The organism is Pseudomonas sp. LFM046 (assembly GCF_000949385.2).
Lineage (GTDB): Bacteria > Pseudomonadota > Gammaproteobacteria > Pseudomonadales > Pseudomonadaceae > Metapseudomonas.
The window spans coordinates 2165780-2187081 of sequence record NZ_JYKO02000001.1; the positions used below are offsets into that span (position 1 = coordinate 2165780).

General features: G+C 66.5%; 19 protein-coding genes. 13 read left to right on the forward strand and 6 right to left on the reverse strand.

All coding sequences use genetic code 11. From position 1 onward, the window contains the following. Positions 1 to 121: 121 nt before the first annotated feature. From TQ98_RS10030 to TQ98_RS10045, 4 genes are all read right to left on the reverse strand, one after another. Positions 122 to 1045 (reverse strand): alpha/beta hydrolase, encoded by a 924-nt coding sequence (locus tag TQ98_RS10030; protein WP_044875284.1) that lies wholly within the window; start codon positions 1043 to 1045, stop codon positions 122 to 124. 497 nt (positions 1046 to 1542) lie between these two features. Next, entirely contained in the window at positions 1543 to 2217 is a 675-nt protein-coding gene (gene xopAW, locus TQ98_RS10035) for a XopAW family type III secretion system calcium-binding effector (RefSeq protein WP_052659270.1), read from the reverse strand. Positions 2218 to 2374: 157 nt separating this feature from the next. Beyond that, the gene (locus TQ98_RS10040; protein ID WP_103103138.1) at positions 2375 to 3403 is read right to left on the reverse strand and encodes an ATP-binding protein; all 1029 of its coding nucleotides are present in this window, start codon (positions 3401 to 3403) and stop codon (positions 2375 to 2377) included. After that, on the reverse strand, positions 3400 to 4155 hold the full coding sequence (locus TQ98_RS10045) for a response regulator (protein WP_044875286.1): 756 nt from the start codon (positions 4153 to 4155) through the stop codon (positions 3400 to 3402). Before TQ98_RS10045 ends, TQ98_RS10040 begins: the two co-directional genes overlap by 4 nt. A gap of 355 nt (positions 4156 to 4510) precedes the next feature. Here TQ98_RS10045 and kdpF point away from each other — a divergent pair, with 355 nt between their 5' ends. The 7 genes from kdpF to glsB all read left to right on the forward strand — a co-directional run bounded on the left by kdpF (position 4511) and on the right by glsB (position 13586). Then, positions 4511 to 4600 carry a K(+)-transporting ATPase subunit F gene (kdpF, locus tag TQ98_RS10050; protein WP_036996920.1) on the forward strand — a complete coding sequence of 30 codons (90 nt, stop codon included), beginning with the start codon at positions 4511 to 4513 and terminating at the stop codon, positions 4598 to 4600. 8 nt (positions 4601 to 4608) lie between these two features. Then, on the forward strand, positions 4609 to 6309 hold the full coding sequence (gene kdpA / locus TQ98_RS10055; RefSeq protein ID WP_044875287.1) for a potassium-transporting ATPase subunit KdpA: 1701 nt from the start codon (positions 4609 to 4611) through the stop codon (positions 6307 to 6309). 12 nt (positions 6310 to 6321) lie between these two features. Further along, on the forward strand, positions 6322 to 8376 hold the full coding sequence (gene kdpB / locus TQ98_RS10060) for a potassium-transporting ATPase subunit KdpB (protein WP_044875288.1): 2055 nt from the start codon (positions 6322 to 6324) through the stop codon (positions 8374 to 8376). A gap of 168 nt (positions 8377 to 8544) precedes the next feature. Beyond that, entirely contained in the window at positions 8545 to 9096 is a 552-nt protein-coding gene (kdpC, locus tag TQ98_RS10065) for a potassium-transporting ATPase subunit KdpC (RefSeq protein ID WP_044875289.1), read from the forward strand. Beyond that, positions 9093 to 11741: a sensor histidine kinase KdpD gene (locus tag TQ98_RS10070; protein ID WP_044875290.1), complete on the forward strand. Its 2649-nt coding sequence runs from the start codon at positions 9093 to 9095 to the stop codon at positions 11739 to 11741. Before kdpC ends, TQ98_RS10070 begins: the two co-directional genes overlap by 4 nt. Positions 11742 to 11905: 164 nt before the next feature. Next, positions 11906 to 12598 carry a response regulator gene (locus TQ98_RS10075; protein WP_044875507.1) on the forward strand — a complete coding sequence of 231 codons (693 nt, stop codon included), beginning with the start codon at positions 11906 to 11908 and terminating at the stop codon, positions 12596 to 12598. Positions 12599 to 12677: 79 nt separating this feature from the next. Beyond that, entirely contained in the window at positions 12678 to 13586 is a 909-nt protein-coding gene (gene glsB, locus TQ98_RS10080; RefSeq protein ID WP_044875291.1) for a glutaminase B, read from the forward strand. Positions 13587 to 13734: 148 nt separating this feature from the next. Here the strand turns inward: glsB and TQ98_RS10085 are convergent, their stop codons facing one another. Further along, positions 13735 to 14760 carry a patatin-like phospholipase family protein gene (locus TQ98_RS10085; RefSeq protein WP_044875292.1) on the reverse strand — a complete coding sequence of 342 codons (1026 nt, stop codon included), beginning with the start codon at positions 14758 to 14760 and terminating at the stop codon, positions 13735 to 13737. 186 nt (positions 14761 to 14946) lie between these two features. Here TQ98_RS10085 and TQ98_RS10090 point away from each other — a divergent pair, with 186 nt between their 5' ends. Continuing rightward, complete coding sequence (locus TQ98_RS10090) at positions 14947 to 15225, forward strand: hypothetical protein (RefSeq protein ID WP_044875293.1); 279 nt, start codon at positions 14947 to 14949, stop codon at positions 15223 to 15225. Between the two features lie 22 nt (positions 15226 to 15247). On the opposite strand, the gene TQ98_RS10095 is transcribed toward TQ98_RS10090, so the two are convergent. Then, on the reverse strand, positions 15248 to 16276 hold the full coding sequence (locus tag TQ98_RS10095) for an AraC family transcriptional regulator (RefSeq protein ID WP_044875294.1): 1029 nt from the start codon (positions 16274 to 16276) through the stop codon (positions 15248 to 15250). Between the two features lie 141 nt (positions 16277 to 16417). Here TQ98_RS10095 and TQ98_RS10100 point away from each other — a divergent pair, with 141 nt between their 5' ends. The 5 genes from TQ98_RS10100 to TQ98_RS10120 all read left to right on the forward strand — a co-directional run bounded on the left by TQ98_RS10100 (position 16418) and on the right by TQ98_RS10120 (position 21211). Beyond that, on the forward strand, positions 16418 to 17884 hold the full coding sequence (locus TQ98_RS10100; protein WP_044875295.1) for an NAD(P)/FAD-dependent oxidoreductase: 1467 nt from the start codon (positions 16418 to 16420) through the stop codon (positions 17882 to 17884). After that, on the forward strand, positions 17868 to 18806 hold the full coding sequence (locus tag TQ98_RS10105; protein WP_044875296.1) for an alpha/beta hydrolase: 939 nt from the start codon (positions 17868 to 17870) through the stop codon (positions 18804 to 18806). The genes TQ98_RS10100 and TQ98_RS10105 overlap by 17 nt, the downstream gene beginning before the upstream one ends. 1 nt (position 18807) lies before the next feature. Next, positions 18808 to 19569 (forward strand): SDR family oxidoreductase, encoded by a 762-nt coding sequence (locus tag TQ98_RS10110; protein WP_044875297.1) that lies wholly within the window; start codon positions 18808 to 18810, stop codon positions 19567 to 19569. Positions 19570 to 19990: 421 nt separating this feature from the next. After that, positions 19991 to 20332: a ribonuclease E inhibitor RraB gene (locus tag TQ98_RS10115; RefSeq protein WP_044875298.1), complete on the forward strand. Its 342-nt coding sequence runs from the start codon at positions 19991 to 19993 to the stop codon at positions 20330 to 20332. Between the two features lie 171 nt (positions 20333 to 20503). Continuing rightward, positions 20504 to 21211: a type 1 glutamine amidotransferase gene (locus TQ98_RS10120; protein ID WP_044875299.1), complete on the forward strand. Its 708-nt coding sequence runs from the start codon at positions 20504 to 20506 to the stop codon at positions 21209 to 21211. Positions 21212 to 21302: the final 91 nt, after the last annotated feature.

The window sequence follows — 21302 nt, forward strand, 5'->3', positions numbered from 1 at the left end:
CACACTCCGTCGTGCTCCCATCGGGAGCCGAACAGAAAAGGGTTGAACCAAGGCGCTGCGCAGGTGCATCAATCCGCGCCGGGGAACCATCGCCCCAGCGACACACCTCCGCCAACGGCGGTCAGTGAACTGCGCGCCGCGCGGTGAGTAAGTGGTCGCTGGTGACGTAGCGGTGTGGCCTCTCCAGCGGCCGCACAACGGGCGCCTTGATCACCCCGGAATCCTGTTGCAGAAAGCCGAGCAAGGCTTGCCGGGTGGCCCGCCACGCCTCCTTGTGTTCCATATCGAGAAAGTGCCCGGTGTTGCGGATAGTGCGGAACTGGCACTGACGGGCATGGCCGGCGAACAAGCGGGCGTCTCCCGTCGAGGTGTACTCGTCCCACTCGCCATTGACGAACAGCAGCGGAATGTCGATAGCGGCGGCGCAGGCGATATAGCGCTGGGCGCCTTGCTTGAGCACCTCATTGAAATGAGCGTGCATCTGCCGGTACTCATGCTCGGCCAGGCTGCTGATGTAGCGGAAATTGAAGCGTTTGAAGAGAGGCGGCAGGTGCTTGCCGATGGTGCTGTTGATCAGGCGGCCGACCTTGATGCGGTCGCAGGTCTGCAGCACGTTCAGGCCGCTTTCCAGGTAGTCGCGCATGGGTTGGCTGATCCGCCCGGCGAATGACGCGATCACCGCCTTCTCGATCCGTCTTGGCCGCTGGGCCAGTGCCAGCAGGGTCGCCGCGCCACCCCAGGAGAAGGACAGCACATGGTCGGCGGCGACCCTTTCGATCAATTCCAGCAGAATCTCCGCCTCGTCCTCCTCGCTGAGCAGCCGACCCGGGTAGTTGTACGGTTTCGACTGGCCGGCGTAGGGCTGGTCGTAGAGCACCACGTTGAACCGCGGCTGCAGGTAACGCACCGTCTGGGCGAACGATGCAGTGGTCGCGAATGCGCCGTTGACCAGAATGATGGTCTTCCTGGCGGCGGGGTTGCAGTAACGCTCCGTATAAACCTTGTACTTCCTGTGAATGTCGACGATGGCGGTTTCCGGCTTCATGGTCTTTCTCTCGCACGGATTGGGCTGAGCGGACAGTCGGAGCAGCTGTTCGCAGGGCTATTCCACAGGCAGCAGACCGCCTCGGCCTGACAGACGAATGCCAAGCGAATGAGTGACTGCCGGGTTACTTTCGATGAGCCGCGAAAGTCGGATGGCATGACTCTTTACTGGGCAACGGGGCAGAGAAAACGCCTGTGTGTCCAGCCTGCACGGTTCGACTGTCGTTGGCCCCACAAGGGACGAAAGCTGTGGGGGAGTTCAACTATGCCGGCTCGATGGAAACGTCACCATCGTCGTTTGCCGAAGATGGGTGTGGCGATTTCCGTCGAGCACTTGTCGTGGATCGCCTACAGGCCGTCGTGAGGAAAGCGCAGTCGCTTGCGGCGGGGTGGGGTCTCAAGACGACAGAGCATGGTCGTCTGTTGAGGCGGCGAAAGCTGCTCCAGCCGGGCGGCAGGAGCAGGAGAACCGGCCATCCCGAGGATGGCCGGCACCTTTCAGGCCGACAGGCTCAGCTGGCTGCCGACACGGCTGCTGCCGTAGCCGGCGGCACCTGCTTCGTATTGCTTGAGCAGGGCGGCCACCAGGCGACCATAGCCCTGGTCGTCGCTGCTGCCCGTCGATTCTTCCGACTGACCGAACTGCATGCCATCCGGTCCCTGGCCTGGGGGCGGAGGTGGTGGGGCGAGGGCGGCGGCTTCGTCCTGGTTGAGGCTGCCATCGCCGTCGCTGTCCAGTTCGCCGAACAATGCGTCCACGTCCAGCCCGCTGTCGGTGCCGATGGCGCTGGTCAGTTCTTCCAGGCCGAGCACACCGTCGCCATCGCTGTCGATGCTGGCGAACATTTCCTCGGGGTTGGGCCCGCCCTGGGGTGGCGGTGGCGGCGCCAGGGCGGCGGTTTCGTCGAAGTCGATGGAACCGTCCGAGTTCGCGTCCAGCTGGCTGAACAGCTCGTCCAGGTCGATTTCCAGGCTGCTATCGCTCTCCTTGGCGGTGTCGAGGGCGGTGGACAGCTCGTCCTTGGCCACGCTGCCGTCGCCATTGGCGTCCAGCAGGCTGAAGAGTTTTTCCTGGGCCTTGTTCTGTCCCGAGGCGCCGCAGCCTTGCGGGCGCGCCTGGGTCGAGCTCGAGGCGTAGCTGTAGCTCGAGTAACTGCCGACTCCACTGATCATGGGTCACTCCTGTGCAGGTTGGCGGAACCGGAATGGGTCTTCCGGTGCTGGCAGTCTCGGCGGGTCAATTGTCCAGGCTGTGTGGGGTTTGTATCGGCGCGCTGACAAAGGCTCGCAAGCTCATCCCGTAGGGTGGGCTTCAGCCCACCGCCTTCGGTCAGCGGCGGGGAAGCGTCAGACGTGCCAACAGGCCGCCGCCCTCGGGCGTCAGCAGTTCCAGATCGCCGCCCTGCCTGCGTGCAGCGTCGCGGGCGATGGTCAGGCCCAGGCCGATGCCGCCGGAATTGCGGTTGCGTGAGCCTTCCAGGCGGTAGAACGGCTCGAACACCGTTTCCCGCAGTTCGGCGGGAATGCCGGGGCCGTGGTCGCGAACCTCAATGCGCACCTGCTGCTTGCCATCTTCCAGCCGTATATGGGCGTGGCCGGCGTAGCGCAGGGCATTGTCCACCAGGTTGGCGATACAGCTGCGCATGGCCAGGGGCTGTGCCCGAAGGGGCGCGCAGTGGCCGTCCACCGTGACTTCCTCACCCTGTTCCTGGGCATCCTCGGCCAGGGATTCCACCAGGGCCTGAAGGTCGAACCATTGCAACGACTCGTGGGCCCGCTGCTCGTTGAAGTAGTTCAGGGTGGCATCCAGCATGCCCACCATGTCACCCAGGTCCTGGGACAGGCGACCGCGCAGGGCCTCGTCATCCACTTGCTCGACCCGCAGGCGCATGCGCGACAGCGGCGTGCGCAGGTCGTGGGAAACCGCTGCCAGCATCCGATTGCGCTGGGCCACCTGCGCGCGGATGCGCTCCTGCATGCGATTGAAGGCATGGGCGGCCTGGCGGACCTCCTGGGGGCCGCGCTCCTCGAGGGGCGGGCTTTCCAGGTTTTCGCTCAGGCGCTCGGCGGCATCCGACAGGCGCTGGATCGGCCGTGCCAGCCAGCGTGCGCCCAGCCATGCGGCGGCCACCAGGGTGACGCACTGGAAGGCCAGATGCACCCAAGGCCCACCGAAGCGCGGTGGTGGCGGTGGCGGGCCCTGGAAAGCGGGGCCCATTGCGGTCGGTGGCGGCGGCGGAGGGGGCGGTTGGCCGCCGTACTGCCTGAACCAGAGAAAAGCCAACAGGTGGGCGATGACGATCGCCAGCAGGAAGATGCCGAACAGTCGGCCGAAGAGGGTGTCGGCCTTGCGCATCAGCCGATGTCCTTGGCGTCGAACAGGTAACCCTCGCCACGCACCGTCTTGATCAGACGCGGCGAACGCGGATCGTCCCCCAGCTTTTGCCGCAGGCGCGAGACCAGCAGGTCGATACTGCGGTCGAACGCCTCGATGGAACGGCCCCGCGCCGCGTCCAGCAACTGCTCGCGGCTGAGCACCCGGCGCGGGCGTTCGAGGAAGACCCAGAGCAGGCGGAACTCCGCGTTGGACAGCGGCACCACCAGGCCTTCCGGGGATTGCAGCTGACGCAACACACCGTCCAGCCGCCAGGCATCGAAGCGGATGCTGCTGCGGGGATCGGGGCGTGGCGCTTCCCGGTCGTCCCGCACCCGGCGCAGGATGGTCTGGATGCGCGCCACCAGTTCGCGGGGTTCGAAGGGCTTGGCCATGTAATCGTCGGCCCCGAGTTCCAGGCCGATGATGCGGTCCGCTGGTTCGCAGCGGGCGGTGAGCATCAGGATCGGGATATCCGACTCCGCCCGCAGCCAGCGGCACAGGCTGAGGCCGTCTTCCCCGGGCAGCATCAAGTCCAGCACCACCACGTCGAAACGCGCTTCGGCCAGGGCCTGGCGCATGCCTTGTCCATCGTCCACGCCCACCGCCTCGATATTGAAACGCGCCAGGTAGCCGCAGAGCAGCTCACGGATAGGGGCGTCGTCATCCACGATCAGGGCGCGGACGCTCCAGCGGTTCCGGATGAAGGGCATGTCCGAAGTGGGGGTCGATTGCATGGTGAAGCTCTTGCCGAGGGGAGGGCGGGCGCCTGCCGGCCCCGGGAATCACAAGGGAGGATGCTACCGCGCCCGAAGCGCGTCAGCCATTGGCGGGCAAGGCTGGCGCAGTCGGTTGTCGGGGGCGTGTCGGGTTTGTATCGAGGAGGATACAAAGCCGTGATGTGACGTCGGGCGCCGTCGATCGCGAATGAATTCGCCCCTACAGGAAAGGCACCTCAGCCCGTTCCCGCCTCAACCCCCACTTCTTTACGCATTCTTGATGCCCCGCAGCGCCCTCGGGGCTCGTTCCTTTACGCACCCCGTTCCGACAATGGCTCCACGGCGGCAAGGACCGCATCAAGGAGCACAAGCAATGAGCATTCTCGACGGGGTGTCCCTGGTTCTGGCCATGGGACTGTTCATCTATCTGCTGGTGGCGCTGCTGCGCGCCGAACGCGGCTAGGAGGCCCCATGCAACCTCAAGACGTCGGCCTCATCCTGGCCTTCTTCGTGCTGGTGCTGGCACCGGCACCGTTCCTCGGGCGCTTTTACTACCGGGCGATGGAAGGGCAACGCACCTTTCTGACTCCGGCGTTCGCGCCCGTAGAGCGTTTCTGCTATCGCATCGCCGGCGTCGATGCCGAGCACGAACAGGACTGGAAGGGCTACTGCGCCGCCCTGCTGGCGTTCAACCTGGCCGGCCTGGCGCTGCTCTTCGCCATCCTCATGCTGCAGGGCGTGCTGCCGCTGAACCCGCAGAAGCTGCCGGGCCTGGAGTGGAGCCTGGCGTTCAACACCGCCGTCAGCTTCGTCACCAACACCAACTGGCAGGCCTACAGCGGCGAAGCGACGCTGAGCTACTTCAGCCAGATGGTCGGCCTCGGCGTGCAGAACTTCGTCAGCGCCGCTGTCGGCCTCTGCGTATTGGTGGCCTTCGCCCGTGGTATCAGCCGTCGCAGCACCGACCGCCTGGGCAACTTCTGGGTGGACCTGACGCGCGGCACCCTCTACGGCCTGTTGCCGCTGTGCCTGCTGCTGGCGCTGTTCCTGGTCTGGCAGGGCGTTCCGCAAACCTTCACCGACTACGTCCATGCCGCGACCCTGCAGGGTGCCGACCAGAGCATCCCCCTGGGCCCGGCGGCCAGCCAGATCGCCATCAAGCAACTGGGCACCAACGGTGGGGGCTTCTTCGGCGTCAACTCGGCGCACCCGTTCGAGAACCCCACCATCTGGAGCAACCTGGCCGAAGTCGTCTCCATCATCCTGATCCCGGCGGCCCTGGTGTTCACCTTCGGCCACTACGTCAAGGACCTGCGCCAGAGCCGCGCGCTGCTGGCCTGCATGCTGGTGCTGTTCATCATCGGTCTCGGCGTGACCCTTTACCGCGAGTACCAGCCGAACCCGGCCCTGGCCGCGCTGCCCATCGAGCAGACCGGTTCGCTGGAAGGCAAGGAAAGCCGCTTCGGCATTGCCGCTTCGGCGCTCTGGGCGGTGACCACCACCGCCGCGTCCAACGGCTCGGTGAACGCCATGCACGACAGCTTCAGCGCCATCGGCGGGATGATCCCGATGTTCAACATGATGCTTGGCGAGATCATCTTCGGCGGCGTCGGTGCGGGCCTCTACGGCATGCTGCTGTTCGTGCTGATCGCCGTGTTCCTCGCCGGCTTGATGATCGGCCGTACCCCGGAATACCTCGGCAAGAAACTGGAAGCCCGCGAAGTGCGCCTGCTGGTCGCCACGCTGCTGGTGATGCCGGTGGGTGTGCTGGTGTTCTGCGGCCTGGCCATCAGCCTCGCCGGGCCGGCGGCGTCCATCACCAACCCGGGTGCCCACGGCTTCAGCCAGGCCCTGTACGCCTATACCTCGGGTACCGCCAACAACGGCTCGGCCTTTGCCGGCCTCCAAGCCAACACGCCGTTCCACAACATGTTGATCGGGCTGGCCATGCTCCTTGGCCGCTTCGGCTACATCCTCCCGGTACTGGCCATCGCCGGCAGCCTGGCGATGAAGAAGCGCGCACCGCTGGGCGCCAACAGCTTCCCCACCCACGGTCCGCTGTTCGTCACCCTGCTGACCCTGACCATCCTGCTGGTGGGCGGCCTGACCTTCCTTCCGGCGCTGGCCCTCGGGCCGATTGCCGAACATATCGCGCTGATCCAGGGCTTCTAACGGAGAACCAACATGAATGCCCCCATGCAGGCGCTGAAAAGCAGCGCCAAGCAGCCACCCAAGACCTCCTTCGCCGCGCTGTGGAAGCCGGCGCTGCGCCAGGCCTTCGTCAAGCTCGACCCGCGCCAGCTGGTGCGCTCGCCGGTGATCCTGGTGGTCGAGCTGACCGCCGTGCTGACCACCGTCCTCTGCTTCATCCCCAACCCGGCGGTGAGCACTGGCCTCGCCGTGCAGATCGCCCTGTGGCTGTGGTTCACCGTGCTCTTCGCCAACTTCGCCGAGGCGTTGGCCGAGGGGCGTGGCAAGGCCCGCGCCGACAGCCTGCGGGCCGGCAGCCAGGGGCTCACTGCCCGGCGTCGGAAAGACAACGGCCAGTTCGAAACCATTCCGGCTGCCAGCCTGCGTCGGGGCGATATCGTCCGGGTCCAGGCCGGTGAACTGATTCCCGGCGACGGCGAGGTGATCGAGGGGATCGCCGCCGTCAACGAAGCCGCCATCACCGGCGAATCGGCGCCGGTGATCCGCGAGTCCGGCGGCGACCGTTCCGCCGTCACCGGCAACACCCGCATCGTTTCCGACTGGCTGCTGGTGAAGATCACCGCCAACCCCGGCGAATCGACCCTGGACCGGATGATCGCCCTGGTGGAAGGCGCCAAACGCCAGAAGACCCCCAACGAGGTGGCGCTGGACATCCTGCTGATCGGCCTGACCCTGATCTTCCTGCTGGTGGTGGGCACCTTGCAGCCCTTCGCCCGCTTCGCTGGCGGCGACCTGCCGCTGGTCTACCTGGTGGCGCTGCTGGTGACCCTGATCCCCACCACCATCGGCGGCCTGCTGTCGGCCATCGGCATCGCCGGCATGGACCGCCTGGTACGGCTGAATGTGATCGCCAAGTCCGGCCGTGCGGTGGAAGCCGCCGGTGACGTGCACGTGCTGATGCTGGACAAGACCGGCACCATCACCTTCGGCAATCGCCGCTGCAGCGCGATGATCAAGGCCCCTGGCGTGGCCGGCAAGGAACTCTCCGACGCCGCGCTGCTGGCCTCTCTGGCCGACGAGACACCGGAAGGCAAATCCATCGTCGAATACCTGCGCGCCCTGCATGCGATTCAGGAACCGGCCCGCGAGGAGATCACCGCCATTCCGTTCACCGCCGAGACCCGCCTCTCCGGCGCCGACTGGGCCGGCCACCACTACCGCAAGGGGGCGGTGGACGCGGTGCTGGGCTGGGTAGGCATGGACCGGGCGGACATGCCCGCACCGCTGGCCCGGGAGATCGAGAAGATTGCCCAGAGCGGCGGCACTCCGCTGCTGGTGGCGGCGGACGGCACGTTGCTGGGCGCCATTCACCTCAAGGACGTGGTCAAGCCCGGTATCCGCGAGCGTTTCGCCGAGCTGCGAAAGATGGGCATCCGCACCGTGATGGTCACCGGCGACAACCCGCTGACGGCCGCCGCCATCGCCGCCGAGGCCGGGGTGGACGACGTGATCGCCGAAGCCACGCCGGAGAAGAAGCTGGCGCGCATTCGCCAGGACCAGGGCGAGGGCCGGATGGTCGCCATGTGCGGCGACGGTGCCAACGACGCCCCGGCCCTGGCCCAGGCTGACGTGGGCCTGGCCATGAACGACGGCACCCAGGCCGCCCGCGAAGCCGCCAACCTGGTGGACCTGGACTCCGACCCGACCAAGCTGCTGGACGTGGTGCAGGTGGGCAAGGAACTGCTGGTCACCCGTGGCGCCCTGACCACCTTCTCGGTGGCCAATGACGTGGCCAAGTACTTCGCCATTCTCCCGGCACTGTTCGCCGGCATCTACCCGCAGCTCGGCGTGCTCAACGTCATGCAGCTGGCCAGCCCGCAGAGCGCCATCCTCTCGGCCATCGTATTCAACGCGCTGATCATCATCGCGCTGATTCCCCTGGCCCTGCGCGGGGTGCGGGTCCAGGCCACCGACGCGGCCCACCTGCTGCGCCGCAACCTGCTGGTCTACGGCCTGGGCGGCATCGTCGCGCCCTTCTTCGGCATCAAGGTGATCGACCTCCTGCTCAATGCCGTAGGGCTGGTGTGAATTCACCCCTCTCCCTTCTGGGGCGAGCAGGCACCGCTTTTGGAGGCATTGCCTCCAGTGCCTGCGAGCGACTGAACGCGAAGCGGTCAGGCCGGGGCGCGGAGCGGGGGCTGGGGGTGAGGGAAAAGCACCCCCGCTCGGACTTAGATTTCCAACGAGGAACTGAATATGCTTAGCCAAATCCGCCCAGCCTTTAGCCTCCTGGCCCTGATGACCCTGATCACCGGCGTCGCCTATCCCCTTACCGTCACCGGCATCGCCCAGCTGGCCTTCCCTGAACAGGCCAACGGCAGCCTGGTGCATGACGCCAAGGGCGAAGTGCGAGGCAGCAGCCTGCTGGCACAGAACTTCGAAGGCCCGGAGTGGTTCCAGCCGCGTCCTTCCGCCGCCGGCTTCGCCACGGTGGCCAGCGGCGCCAGCAACCTGGCGCCGAGTAACCCGGCCCTGGCCGAACGGATCAACAAGGATGCCTCCCGCCTGGCTACCGAAGGCCACGGCAAGGTGCCCATGGCCCTGGTCACCACCTCCGGCAGCGGCCTCGATCCGCACCTGCCGCCGGACGCCGCCCGCTTCCAGGTTGCCCGCATCGCCGCCGAGCGCGGCGTGCCCGCCGAGAGCCTGGAGCGCCTGGTGGAGCAGAACACCGAGCGCCCGCTGGTGGGCCCGGCGGTGGTTAACGTGCTGGCCCTGAACACTGCGTTGAATGAGATGACTCGATGAGTGATGCGTTGCGCGCCGACGCGCTGCTGGCCGACATGTCCCGAGAGGGGCGCGGCCGCCTGAAAGTGTTCCTCGGCGCGGCACCGGGCGTGGGCAAGACCTACGCCATGCTCCAGGCCGCCCAGACGCAATGGCGCCAGGGCGTGGACCTGCGCGCCGGCGTGGTGGAAACCCACGGCCGCGCGGAAACCGAAGCCATGCTCGCCGGGCTGCCGCAGCAACCGCTGCGGCGCTTCGAGTACCGCGGCATGGACCTTGCCGAGATGGACCTCGACGGCATCCTCGCCCAGCCACCCAAACTGGTGCTGGTGGACGAGCTGGCGCACACCAATGCGCCCGGCAGCCGCCACGCCAAGCGCTGGCAGGATGTGCAGGAACTGCTCGATGCCGGCATCGACGTCTACACCACGGTCAACGTCCAGCACCTGGAAGCCCTCAACGACCAGGTCCGCGACATCACGGGCGTGCAGGTGCGCGAGACCCTGCCGGACTGGGTGCTGCAGGAGGCGGACGAGATCCTCCTGGTGGACCTGCCACCCCGGGAATTGCTGGAGCGGCTGCGGGAGGGCAAGGTCTATGTGCCCGAGCAGGCCCGCGCCGCCATCGATGCTTTTTTCTCCCAGACCAACCTCACCGCCCTGCGCGAGCTGGCCATGCAGACCGCCGCCGCGCGGGTGGATGCCGACCTCAATCGCCGCTACCGCCAGCGTGGCCTCGAAGCGCCCGCGGTGCGTGGCCGTCTGCTGGTGGGCATCGACGGCGACCACCAGGCCGAGCGCCTGGTGCGTCATGCCAGTCGGGTCGCCGAGCGGCGCCACCTGCCGTGGACGGTGGTGTATGTGGACACCGGCGGCTCCCGCTCGGAAGAGACCCGCTCGCGCCTGCAGGGCGCCCAGCAGTTGGCCGAGCGTCTGGGCGGGGAGGTCGTGACCCTGCGTGGCGAGTCCGTGGCCAAGTCGCTGGTGCAGCATGCCGACGAGCGCCGCGCCAGCCTGCTGCTGGTGGGGCGTAGCCGCCGGCGCCTGCGTCGCCGTCTGTTCGGCCGTGGCCTGGCCGAGCGGCTGCTGTACCTGGCCGAGGGGCTGGAAGTCAGCGTGCTGGACGTCGAGGCCGACCAGCGTCCGCCAGGCCCCCGTGCCAGCCACCCCACACGCCTGATGGATTACGGCCTGGCGGTATCGGCCGCCATCACCGCCAGCGCCTTGGCCTGGGGTGTGGCCCACATGCTGGAGCTGCCCAACATCTCGCTGGTGTTCCTCGCCGCCGTGCTGCTGGTGGCGGTGCGCAGCAGCCTGGGACCGGCGCTGCTCTGTGCCGGTCTGTCGTTCCTCGCCTACGACTTCCTGTTCATTCCGCCCACCTTCTCGCTGACCATCGCCCGCCAGGAAGACGTGCTGACTCTGCTGTTCTTCCTGCTGATGGCCGGCCTCACCGGGAACCTCGCTTCGCGCCAGCGCCGCCAACTGGAGGCCCTGCGCGATACCCAGTCGGAAACCACCGCCTTGCTCGACCTCTCGCGCAAGCTCACCGCCGCCACCGACCGCCAGGCCGTGCTCAACGTTGCGGTGCAGCAATTCGGCGCCTGGACGGATGTCGAAGTCTGCCTGCTGGCTCGCAGCCGCGACGGCATCTGGAAAGTGGAGGCGGGCGTCCAGCGCCTGCTCGCCGACCAGGAGCGGGCGGCGGCGGAGTGGTCCTGGCAGCACGACCAGCCGGCCGGCTTCGGCACCGACACCTTGCCGGGTGGCCGCTGGTGGTGGCTGCCGCTGACGGGGGAGGAGGGGCCGCTGGTGCTGCTGGGCGTGAGCCCCCGCGACGAGGTGCCGTTGCCCATTGGTCGCCGCCGCCTGATCGCCGCCCTCGGTCAGCCCCTGGCCCAGGCCCTGGCCCGCGCCCAACTGGCCGAGGACCTGGAGGCGGCCCGTCTGCACGGTGAAACGGAGCAATTGCGCAGTGCGCTGCTGGCGTCGGTCTCCCACGACCTGCGCACGCCGCTCACCGCCATGCGTGGCTCCATCGACAGCCTGCTGGCCCTGGGGGAGACCATTCCCCTGGAAGACCGACGCGAACTGCTGGAAGGGACCCGCGACGAGGCCGAACGCCTGGACCGCTATATCCAGAACCTGCTGGACATGACCCGCCTCGGCCACGGCACCCTCAAGCTGGCCCGCGACTGGGTGGCGCCGGTGGACATCGTCGCCAGTGCCGTGCAGCGCCTGCGCCCGGTGTTGGCGTCGTTGCACGTGGAAACCCAGGTGCCGGAGCTGCTGCCGCTGCTTTATGTGCATGCCGCGCTGATCGAACAGGCCCTGGTGAACGTGCTGGAGAACGCCGCGCGCTTCTCGCCCACCGACGGGCGTCTGCGGGTCGCGGTGGAGGCTGACGAGTCCGAGCTGCGCTTCTCCGTCAGCGACCAGGGCCCGGGCATTCCGCTGGAAGAGCGCGACAGGATCTTCGATATGTTCTATACCGCAGCCCGAGGCGACCGGGGCGGGCAGGGCACCGGCCTGGGCCTGGCCATCTGCCAGGGCATGGTGGGTGCCCACGGTGGCCGCGTAACCGTGGGCGATGGCCTCGACGGCCGCGGCGCGACCTTGACCCTGCATCTGCCGCTGCATCCGCAGCCGCAGTTGGAGGAGGAGTGAGAACTGTTGGTCGGCTCAGAATGGTGCAGGGGCGAATTCATTCGCCAAGGGCGGCGCAGCTGCCCCAATGGGACCACCAGGGCAGACCTGCGGCCTGCTTGGCGAATGAATTCGCCCCCACAGAAAAGCGCTCCGCACGTGTAATGGATTCGACGAAGGACCCCATGACAACCAACCAACCGACCATCCTGGTCATCGACGACGAAGCGCAGATCCGCAAATTCCTGCGCATCAGCCTCACCGCTCAGGGCTACCGGGTGCTGGAGGGCGCCAATGGCCGCGAGGGCCTGGAACAGGCTGCCCTGGCCCGGCCCGATATGGTGGTGCTCGACCTCGGCCTGCCGGACATGGACGGCAAGGACGTCCTGCGTGATTTGCGGGAGTGGTCGCAGATGCCCGTGCTGGTGCTTTCCGTGCGGGCCAGCGAGGGCGAAAAGGTGCTGGCCCTGGACGGCGGCGCCAATGATTACGTGACCAAGCCCTTCGGCATTCAGGAGTTCCTCGCCCGTGTGCGCGTGCTGTTGCGCCAGGGCGGTCCCGGCGAGCAGCAGCAAGCCAGCGTTGCCAGCGGCCCGCTGATGCTGGATTTCGCCTATCGCCGGGTAACCCTGGACGGCGAGGAGGTGGCGCTGACGCGCAAGGAGTACGCCGTGCTCGCCCTCCTGGCCCGTCATCTTGGCCGCGTGGTGACCCAGCAGCAGCTGCTCAAGGACATCTGGGGGCCCACCCACGTGGAGGACACCCATTATCTGCGGGTGGTGGTGGGCCATTTGCGGCAGAAGCTCGGCGACGATCCGGCCGACCCACGCTTCATCGTCACTGAGGCGGGGGTGGGGTATCGACTGAGGGAAGCCTGATGAGCCCTGTGTCGCCAGGGTCGCGGCGCGCGTCCAGTGCTCCATGAGCGCGATCACGCTCCCCACCGGAAGAACCAGAATGCAGCAGCTGTTGAACGAAATCCTCGACGAAGTCCGGCCCCTCATAGGCCAGGGCAAGGTCGCCAGTTATATCCCCGCGCTTTCCTGCGTCAGTCCGGACCAGTTGGGCATCGCCGTCTACAGCAACGATGGCGAGCTGTATTACGCGGGCGACGGCCTGATGCCGTTCTCCATCCAGAGTATTTCCAAGGTCTTCAGCCTGGTGCAGGCCATCCAGCATTCGGGCGAGGACATCTGGCAACGCCTGGGCCACGAGCCCTCGGGCCAGCCCTTCAACTCCCTGGTGCAGCTGGAGTTCGAACGCGGGGTGCCACGCAACCCCTTCATCAACGCCGGCGCCCTGGTGATCTGCGACATCAACGAATCCCGCTTCGCGGCGCCGTCGTTGTCCATGCGCGATTTCGTGCGGCGGCTGTCGGGCAACGCCAACGTGGTGTCGGACGAAGTGGTGGCTCGCTCCGAATACCAGCACCGCGCCCGCAACGCCGCCATGGCCTACCTGATGCAGTCGTTCGGCAACTTCCAGAACGATGTGGAAGCGGTGTTGCACAGTTACTTCCACCACTGTGCGATCCGCATGAGCTGCGCCGATCTGGCGCTGGCCTTCAGCTTCCTCGCCAACGAGGGCATCAGCCCCCACAGCGGCGAACAGGTGATCACCCCGCGCCAGGCCAAGCAGATCAACGCCATCATGGCCACCAGCGGCCTCTACGACGAAGCGGGCAACTTCGCCTACCGCGTCGGCCTGCCCGGCAAGAGCGGGGTGGGGGGCGGCATCGTCGCGGTGGTGCCGGGGCGTTTCACCGTTTGCGTCTGGTCACCGGAACTCAACGCGGCGGGCAATTCCCTGGCGGGCATGGCGGCGCTGGAGAAGCTTTCCGAGCGGATTGGCTGGTCGATTTTCTAGCGCGCCGATCAGGTGGGGCGAACAGCTATCTGTAGGGGCAAATTCATTCGCCAAGGGCGGCGAAGCTGCCCCCGTCGACCGTCAGGGCAGACCTGCGGTCTGCTTGGCGAATGAATTCGCCCCTACAAGAATCCCGCGCCCGAAAGGTTCATTTGCCCTGCTCATACCGCTCCATGGTTTCCCGGGCGATCTGCCGGCCAAGCTGGATCAGCTCCGGGGCCTTGTAGAACTCGAAGAAGCGGCACACGCGCTTGGGCACGTTGATCAGGATGTCCGGCGGGTAGCCGGCGATCTTGTATTGGGCGAGGGAGGTCTGCATCACCTCGAAGCTCTGGTTCACCAGATCCAGCAAGGACGCGGGGCCGACGCTGGCCACCACCTCCGAGCCGCTGGCGGACCTGGGCGCGCCCTCGGTCTGTGGTGCGGCGCCCGGTTGCTGCATCTGCGGCGCGGCGTTCTCCAGCCAGGGGTTGCCGCCCGGCAGGCTCTCGGGGTCGAGAATGTCGTGGGGTTCGGAGCCGCTGCGCTTGAGGAAGCCCAGTCGCGAGCCGAGGGAGTCCATCAGCAGGTCGATACGTGACTTGATTGCCGGTGGCCGTTCAATCACCGGCAGCTGGTATTCGCGCTGGGTGGTGGCGTTGAGGTTGACGGCGATGATCAGGTCGCAGTGGCTGGACACCACCGGAATGATCGGCAGCGGATTGAGCAGGCCGCCGTCCACCAGCATGCGGCTGCCCTGGACCACCGGGGTGAAGAGACTGGGAATCGCCGCCGAGGCGCGCATGGCCTGGTGCAGGCAGCCTTCCTGGAACCAGATTTCCTGCTGGTTGGTGAGGTCGGTGGCGACCGCCGTGTAGGGAATGGAAAGGTCCTCGATATTCACCTCGCCGACGATGTCGCGGATGCGCCCGAAGACTTTCTCGCCACGCAGGGCGCCAAGTCGGAAGCTCACGTCCAGCAGGCGCAGCACATCGAGGTAGTCCAGGCTTTCGGTCCATTCGCGGTAGTAACGCAGCTTGCCGGCGGCGTAGATGCCACCCACCACAGCCCCCATCGAGCAGCCTGCGATGCAGGCAATCTCATAGCCGCGTGCCTCGATTTCTTCAATCACGCCGATGTGCGCGTAGCCCCGCGCGCCCCCCGAACCCAGCACCAGTGCGACGCGTTTTCTCATTCGAAGATCTCCCCAGGAATGATTCGACGATACGCCCGTGGCAGGGTGGCCGCCAAGGCGCGCCGATCCTTCTCGAAAGCCAGTCGTCGCCCCTTTGAGACCCATGTTCGAAGTTGAATCTTCCCGATATCAAACCGTCTACCGAGAAACTAGAATCTATCGATCTTCAACAAAGGAGTTATATCGATGAAAGCCTGGATCAGCCTGCCCCTGATGGCCTTGCTGTTGGTTGGATGTGCCGGTAAGACGGCCTATCGCGACAGTTGTGCGGACCAACTCGACACCGCCTGGAAGGAACTGGACCTGGCCAAGGCTGAAGGCTTCTCCGGCACTGTGAGCTATTCCAAGGCCCTCAGTCTGCTCACGGCCGCCAAGACCCAGCAGCAGTTCGAGGCTTTCGAGGGCTGCACCAACAAGGCCGAGAAGGCCCGTTTCTACATCCGCGAGTCCCGCGCGGGGCGCTGATCCCCGCCTGCCCGCGAAGCCGTCAGGCTTCGCGGTGCGCTAGCCGATACTGGTGTGGCGTGACCCCCTTCCAGCGCTTGAACGCGTGAATGAAGTTGGACACGTCGCCATAGCCCAGGCGCTCGGCAATTTCCTCCAGACTCAGCCCGGTGGAGACCAGCAGTTCCTCCGCCAGCGCTCCCAGCACTTCCTCCTGCAATTGCCGAAAGCTCGTGTCCTCGGCCGCCAGCTTGCGCCGCAGCGTGCGCGAGGTCATGTGCAGCTCCTGCGCCAGGCGCTCCATGTCCGGCAACTGACCCGGACGGGCCAGCAACAGGTCGCGGATGCGGCCGGCAAAACCAGCGCGCTTCCGGCGCCGGGCAAGGATGGCTTTGCACTGTTCCTCGCAATGCTGTGCCACCAGCGAGTTGGCGCCGGGCAGGGGCAGGTCCAGCAGGGCACGGGCGAAGACGACGCAGTTGTCGCTGGCGCCGAAACGGGGTGCCACGCCCAGCAGTTCCCGCCAGGGTTCGATGTCGGCCGGCTCAGCGATGCGGAAGCGGGCTTCGCGCACGGGCAGTTCGGCATTCACCAGGTCCCGGTGCACGCTGAGAGCGCCCGAAACATCCCGTTCCAGGAGGAACGCTTGCAGGTCTTCGGGCAGGTCCTGGTCGACGAGGAGTAGCCGGGCCTCATCGTCCTGTTCCTCCAGACGCATGCTGTGGAAGGCGTAGGTCAGGTCCAGGTAGCGCAGACCCAATTGCGCGGCGCTTCTGAAGGTGGAACTGCTGAGCAGGGCGAAACCCCAGATGCCGTAAGTGTTGAGGCGGTAGCGTTTCCCGGCCTGCAGGCCCATGCCGGGGCGTTGGCCGAGTTCTCGGGCGAGGTTGCGCATCAGCTCCAGTTCCTGGCTGGCGTCCACCTCGGCGCCGGGGTCGCCGAGCAGGCGCCAGTCCAGCCCGGTGCCGGCCAGGCACTGCTCCAGGGTCAGGCCCTGGTCGAGGCCGAACTGGGTCATCAACTGCACGCTGATGGCGCTGCGCCGGGGCGGTTTGGGCGTGGGGGCGGGCATGGGAAATGGGCCTGTGCGGATTGTCCGAAACTCACAATTTGCTGTCCGACTATGCCATAACGCGGCAACGGCTGCCGATCTAGGATTCTCCCAACCGCACAGGCCCTGGGGCCGAGGCGGGATCATCAATGGGAGATAACAATGCACAACAGTTCCCAGCCGGCACCCTTGCACGTGCTCATCATCGGCGCCGGCTTTGGCGGCCTGGGCCTGGCCATCCAGCTGCAGAAGGCGGGCATCCAGGACTTCCTGATCCTGGAGAAGGGCAGCGACGTGGGCGGCACCTGGCGCGATAACAGCTACCCCGGCGCGGCCTGCGATGTCCCTTCGCACCTGTATTCCTTTTCCTTCGAACCCAAGGCCGACTGGTCGCGCAAGTTCGCGCCCCAGCAGGAGATCTTTGGCTACCAGCGTCACTGCGCGGACAAGTACGGCCTGCGCCGGCATATCCGTTTCGGCTGCGAGGTTGCCGAGGCCGAGTTCGAGGCTTCCATTGGCACCTGGACGGTGAGCACCCGCGCCGGTGAACGCTTCCGCGCGCGGGCGCTGGTCAGTGCCTGCGGTCAGCTGAACCGTCCGGCCTGGCCGCGCATCGCGGGGCTGGATGGCTTCAAGGGCGCGCTGTTCCATTCGGCCTGCTGGGACCACGACTACTCGCTGGAGGGGAAGCGGGTGGCGGTGGTCGGCACCGGCGCCAGCGCCATCCAGTTCGTGCCGCAGATCGCGCCGAAGGTGGCGAAGCTCTCGCTGTTCCAGCGCTCGGGCGCCTATGTGATTCCCAAGCCGGACCGTGCCTACCGCCCCTGGGAGCAGGCGCTGATGCGGCGTCTGCCCTGGTTGCAGAAGGTCGATCGCCTGCTCAAGTACATCCAGCACGAGTCCCGGGTGCTGGCGTTTTCCGTGTTCCCGCCGCTGATGAAGGTGCTGCACCTCGCCTTCCGGCAGCACCTGGCGCGGAGCATCGCCGACCCGGCCCTGCGCGATCGGCTGGTGCCGGATTACCCGCTCGGCTGCAAGCGAATCCTGATCTCCAATGACTTCTATCCGGCCCTGGCGCGCCCCAATGTAGAGGTCATCGACAGCGGCATACGCGAGGTGACCGAGCATGCGGTGGTCACCCTCGACGGCCAGCGGCATGAAGTGGACGCCATCATCCTCGGCACCGGCTTTACCGCCACCGACTTCCTGGCGCCCATGAGCATTCGCGGGCTCGAAGGGCGCGACCTGAACCAGGCGTGGCAGGAGGGCGCCGAGGCGTACCTGGGCATCAGCGTCAGTGGCTTCCCCAACCTGTTCATCCTGTACGGACCCAATACCAACCTGGGGCACAACTCCATCATCTACATGCTGGAGAGCCAGTTCCCTTATGTGCTGGACGGCATCCGCGCGCTCACTGGCCTACGCTACCTGGACCTCAAGCCCGAGGTGCAGCGTCGCTTCAACCAGCGCTTGCAGCAGGACGTGCGCCACACCGTGTGGGAGCGTGGCTGCAGCAGCTGGTACAAGACCGCTGACGGCCGGAACACCAACAACTGGCCCGGCTTCACTTTCTCCTATCGCCGACAGGCCCGCCGTCTGGAGCTGGACCACTATGAATGCGCCCGCTGAATTCACCGCTTCCGAACCCGGTCAGCCGTTGCTGCGCGGATTCCTGCGCGGTGCCCTGCGCCTGCTGTTTCGCGGCCTCATGCGGCCGCCGACCCCGGTGCCCCTGCAGCGCCTGGTGCTGCGCGGGCTGACCGCCAGCACCCTGGCGCCCCGTGGCCTGGTCCGCGATGTCGGGCACGTGGCGGGCCGCCCCTGCGAGTGGCACCGGCCAGCCGGTGGTAGTCATGTGGTGGTGCTCTATCTGCACGGCGGCGCCTTCATCACCGGTTCGCCTGCTACGCACCGTGCCATTACCGCCAGCCTGGCCAAGCGCGCCGGGGTGGCGGTGTGCGCGCTGGATTACCGGCTGGCGCCGGAGCATCCCTTTCCTGCCGCGCGGGACGACGCGCTGGCCGCCTACCGCGAGCTGCTGGATGCGGGCTATCCCGCCTCGCGCATCGTCATTGGCGGTGACTCCGCGGGCGGCAACCTGACCCTGCTCACCGCCCTGGAGATCCGCCGCCAAGGACTGCCGCAGCCAGCGGGGCTGATCTGCTTCTCACCGGTGACCGACCTCAGTGGAACCCGGCAGCACCGCCCGCAGGCAGGTGATCCGCTGATTCACCCGGCCTGGGTGGAGCAGGCCATGGACCTCTATTGCCCGCCCGGGATGGACCGCAGCGACCCCGCCCTGTCGCCACTCTTCGCGGACCTCTCCGGTCTGCCACCCATGCTGGTGCAGGTGGCCGAAGACGAGGTGCTGCGTGACGACAGCCTGCACCTCGCCGAACGGGTGCGCGCTGCGAACGGCTGGGTCCGGCTGGAGCGCTATCCCGGGCTCTGGCATGTCTTCCAGGCCCACGCGGGGCTGCTGCGTACGGCGGACCAGGCGCTGGCCAGCGCGGCGGATTTCATCTGCCGGCACGTGGAAGAGGAGGCCTGAGATGGACAACATCCTGATTACCGGCGCCGCATCCGGCATTGGCGCCGCCACGGCGCGGCTGTTCCACGAGCGCGGCTGGCAGGTGGGGCTGATCGACCGCGATGCCGAGGCCCTGGAGGACCAGGCTGCGGCGTTGGGTGGCGTCTGGCATCGCGCGCTGGACGTGACCGACCTGGCCGCCGTCGAAGCCGCCCTGGCGGACTTCTGCCGCCAGCACGACGGTCAGCTGCGGTTGCTGTTCAACTGTGCGGGCGTATTGCGCTTCGGCCATTTCGAAGAGGTCGCCATGGCCGAGCACGCGCGCATCTTGAACATCAACGTGCTGGGACTGGTGCAGATGACCCATGCAGCTTTCCCCTACCTCAAGGCCACGCGCGGCGCCCAGGTGATCAACATGGGGTCGGCCTCGGGCGTGTATGGCACGCCGCATATGGCCAGCTACTCGGCGTCCAAGTTCGCGGTACGGGGATTCACCGAGGCCCTGGAACTGGAATGGCGTCGCCACGGCATCCGCGTTGGCGACCTGATGCCACCCTTCGTGCGTACGCCCATGGTCAGCAGCCAACAGTTCGAACCGCCGGTACTGCGCCGCCTGGGGGTGAAGCTGAGCGCCGAGGACATCGCCCGCGCCGCGTGGCAGCAGGCTCAAGGTGCGGCGGTACACCGCCCGGTGAGCTGGCTGTTCCGCTTGATGTACGGGGCGGGGCAGGTGTCTCCGGCGTGGGTGAATCGGGGGATCATGAAGGTGTTGAGCGGGGCTTGAGCCTCGCCCTCTGCCGCTCTTCCTGGAAGGGCGAGGTAGTGAGTTTTGTAGGGTGGACTTCAGCCCACCCTGGCTGCTCCGGCGCCGGATGCAGCCATCGCTTTGGGCGGTCTGGCGGAGCGAAAGGCCAATTTCCTGACGGATCAGGCGTGAGCGCCACTGGTCGCCAGTTTTGTGACAATTTGTCCAGCTTTCCGGCAGACCCGTCGCTCTGGCGCTACCCTGCAAAATGAAAGCTGAAAGATCACTCGACGAGTGAATCAGTGACCGGGTCCGCGCGGGGTCCGGTCAAGGCTTGGCGCTGTGTCTGCAGCGCCGGCCCGGGGGCGGCACTGCACGGTGTCGCGAAGCCGACTCCACCGGCTTCTCGGAAAAGCGGAACAAGCGGAACACTCATCCATCGCTAAGAGGAGGTCGTTTCATGAGCACAGCCTTCCACGATGATGTCAGCAGCAGTCTGTTGCGCCGCATGAAAGAGGGCGGTTTTGATTTCGCCCGTGTTCATCCGATCGAGTTTTACGCCATTTTCCCCGATGAGGACCGGGCGCGAATGGCCGCGAAGAATTTCCGTGGTGAGTCCTTGAATGCCCAGGTGTCGGTCCGCGCCGACGGGGCCTGGCACTTGCAAGTGAGTAAAGTGATGTACGCCACCCATGCCGGGATCGGTGATTTCGAGCACGATCTGGAGGCACTGGTGGTTCCACTCGGTGGCGTGCTCGACGGTTGGGGTGTGACCCAGGAAGTTTCCGTCAAGCAGCCTTGAAGCAACCCCGGTTCGTGGCCGCTGATGCGCCACGAACCGGGTATTCCGGACAAAGCGCCGGCTGGTTTTTTCTCCCCCCTCTGCCGCGCGTATTCCCGGAAAATCCATAGATTTCCTTTACTCGACCTCGGCATGGCCTTTGCCTCAGACTCCGACAACGGAGGCAATCCCATGACCGATATCCTGATTCTTACCCACGCCGATTTCTGCCCGCCCGGCCATCTGGCGACCGTCCTGGATCGCGAGCAGCGCGAGTTCACCGTGCTGCGCGCGGACCTGGGGGAGTTGGAGGGCTATGACCTGGACCGCCCGAAGGCTGTGGCCATCATGGGCGGGCCGATGAGCGTCAACGACCCGATGCCCTGGATTGGCGCGGAGATCGACGCGCTCCGGCATTTCATTGACCGCGACGTGCCTATGATCGGTCACTGCCTGGGCGGCCAGTTGCTGGCCCGCGCCCTCGGTGCCGCGGTGCACCGCATGCCCTACACCGAGATCGGCTGGCAGCCGCTGGAGAAGCGCGCCCCGATCACCGACAACCCCTGGCTGGCGCACCTGCCGCAGGAGTTCTCCATCTATCAGTGGCACAGCGATACCTTCGACCTCCCCGAAGGCGCCCAGTGGCTGATGGACAGCCCCTGGTGCCCGAACCAGGGCTTCTCCTGGGGCGACAAGGTGCTGGCCTTGCAAGGCCACCCCGAGATGACCGAGGACCTGGTGCGGCTCTGGCTCACCGACTGGGCCCACTTGCTGGACGAAACCCAGGCGAGCCAACAGCCCAAGGCGCGAATGCTGGAAGATCTGCCGGCCAAGGTGAGCGAGCTGAACCAGGTGGCGGAGGGGTTCTATCGGCGCTGGCTGGATCTGGCGTTCGGCTAGTCCGGCTATCGCGCTCTTGTAGGGGCGAATTTATTCGCCAAGGCCAGCGCAGCTGACCCATGGGACTCCCAAGGGCAGACCTGCGGCCTGC

Bases quoted from the DNA above. Each gene is read 5' to 3' on its own strand.
- TQ98_RS10120 (WP_044875299.1), top strand. From the start codon at position 20,504: ATGACCGATATCCTGATTCTTACCCACGCCGATTTCTGCCCGCCCGGC.
- TQ98_RS10045 (WP_044875286.1), bottom strand. From the start codon at position 4,155: ATGCAATCGACCCCCACTTCGGACATGCCCTTCATCCGGAACCGCTGG.
- TQ98_RS10105 (WP_044875296.1), top strand. From the start codon at position 17,868: ATGAATGCGCCCGCTGAATTCACCGCTTCCGAACCCGGTCAGCCGTTG.
- TQ98_RS10090 (WP_044875293.1), top strand. From the start codon at position 14,947: ATGAAAGCCTGGATCAGCCTGCCCCTGATGGCCTTGCTGTTGGTTGGA.
- TQ98_RS10095 (WP_044875294.1), bottom strand. From the start codon at position 16,276: ATGCCCGCCCCCACGCCCAAACCGCCCCGGCGCAGCGCCATCAGCGTG.
- TQ98_RS10115 (WP_044875298.1), top strand. From the start codon at position 19,991: ATGAGCACAGCCTTCCACGATGATGTCAGCAGCAGTCTGTTGCGCCGC.
- kdpC (WP_044875289.1), top strand. From the start codon at position 8,545: ATGCTTAGCCAAATCCGCCCAGCCTTTAGCCTCCTGGCCCTGATGACC.
- TQ98_RS10110 (WP_044875297.1), top strand. From the start codon at position 18,808: ATGGACAACATCCTGATTACCGGCGCCGCATCCGGCATTGGCGCCGCC.
- TQ98_RS10085 (WP_044875292.1), bottom strand. From the start codon at position 14,760: ATGAGAAAACGCGTCGCACTGGTGCTGGGTTCGGGGGGCGCGCGGGGC.
- TQ98_RS10070 (WP_044875290.1), top strand. From the start codon at position 9,093: ATGAGTGATGCGTTGCGCGCCGACGCGCTGCTGGCCGACATGTCCCGA.
- kdpB (WP_044875288.1), top strand. From the start codon at position 6,322: ATGAATGCCCCCATGCAGGCGCTGAAAAGCAGCGCCAAGCAGCCACCC.
- TQ98_RS10075 (WP_044875507.1), top strand. From the start codon at position 11,906: ATGACAACCAACCAACCGACCATCCTGGTCATCGACGACGAAGCGCAG.
- glsB (WP_044875291.1), top strand. From the start codon at position 12,678: ATGCAGCAGCTGTTGAACGAAATCCTCGACGAAGTCCGGCCCCTCATA.
- xopAW (WP_052659270.1), bottom strand. From the start codon at position 2,217: ATGATCAGTGGAGTCGGCAGTTACTCGAGCTACAGCTACGCCTCGAGC.
- TQ98_RS10100 (WP_044875295.1), top strand. From the start codon at position 16,418: ATGCACAACAGTTCCCAGCCGGCACCCTTGCACGTGCTCATCATCGGC.
- TQ98_RS10030 (WP_044875284.1), bottom strand. From the start codon at position 1,045: ATGAAGCCGGAAACCGCCATCGTCGACATTCACAGGAAGTACAAGGTT.
- kdpF (WP_036996920.1), top strand. From the start codon at position 4,511: ATGAGCATTCTCGACGGGGTGTCCCTGGTTCTGGCCATGGGACTGTTC.
- kdpA (WP_044875287.1), top strand. From the start codon at position 4,609: ATGCAACCTCAAGACGTCGGCCTCATCCTGGCCTTCTTCGTGCTGGTG.